Here is an 874-nt window from a genome sequence, read left to right as displayed (position 1 = left end):
ATACACATCTCCCGGACGTTTCATACCAAGCGCTTCATGAGGGCGTACGTAATTGAACTCATGTTTGAAATGCTCCAGCAAAAGCTGCTGCTCAACCAAATTGCTCCCTAGCGGTAGCTCAAGTTTCAGGCTGCGGTGCATTCGTTCGTGGCGACCATTCTGGGCGGGCCTTCCTGGCATGGTTCGCTCGGGATAAATACCTAAACGGATCCACCAAACGGCCAGCGTGGACATTCTGGCCAGACCAGGAGAAGCGAAGGGGACGCCGTTGTCAGAGCGAATGACTTCCGGCATGCCGTACTCCTGAAAAAGCCGCTCAAAGGTCTGCTTTACAGGTTGGGTCTTGATTTTAGGGTGAGCCCTGCAAGCCAGAATCAAACGGGATGCATGGTCTGTCACGGTCAGCGGGAAGCACATCTGCGCGTTGAGCATCTTGAATTGCCCTTTGTAGTCAGCGCACCAGGTTTTGTTGGGGTCATTGGCTTCTCGCATTTCAATATGAGAAGTGCCGTGCCGACGCTTGAATCGCCGCTTATTGACCAGCCCAAGCCGGTCAAGCCATTGGCCGGCTGTACTGGGAGACGGCCAATCGATAGAGGGATCTTCAATTCGCAATAGCTCGATGAGCTTCTTTGGCCCCCATTTATCGTGAGCCTCCTTCATGGCCACTACGCGAGCCAAGATCTCATCGTCGGTCTTGTTTGGGCTGTTATGAGGTCGCCGAGAAACCTCGGCTAACGACTTCAAATCGCCGTTATGCCGAGAAATCCATTTGTCTACGGTCGGTCGACTGACACCGAAGCGGCGGGCCAGCTGGCTTTTCGTGAAATTACCCGAAAGCCAGTCAGCAACCAGCTTGATTCGTTGGTTCATG

Annotated in this window: 1 protein-coding gene; it reads right to left on the bottom strand. The window is 53.5% G+C overall.

Annotated elements, in window-relative coordinates:
• Positions 1–873 (bottom strand): integrase core domain-containing protein (locus tag K7431_RS30810; RefSeq protein WP_224265988.1); only part of this gene is annotated, 873 nt, incomplete at its 3' end.
• Position 874 lies beyond the last annotated feature (1 nt).

The organism is Pseudomonas fluorescens group sp. (assembly GCF_020093335.1).
GTDB lineage: Bacteria > Pseudomonadota > Gammaproteobacteria > Pseudomonadales > Pseudomonadaceae > Aquipseudomonas > Aquipseudomonas petroselini.
Note: the sequence above shows the minus strand (reverse complement) of the source record. Positions and strands in the feature narration are given on the sequence as shown.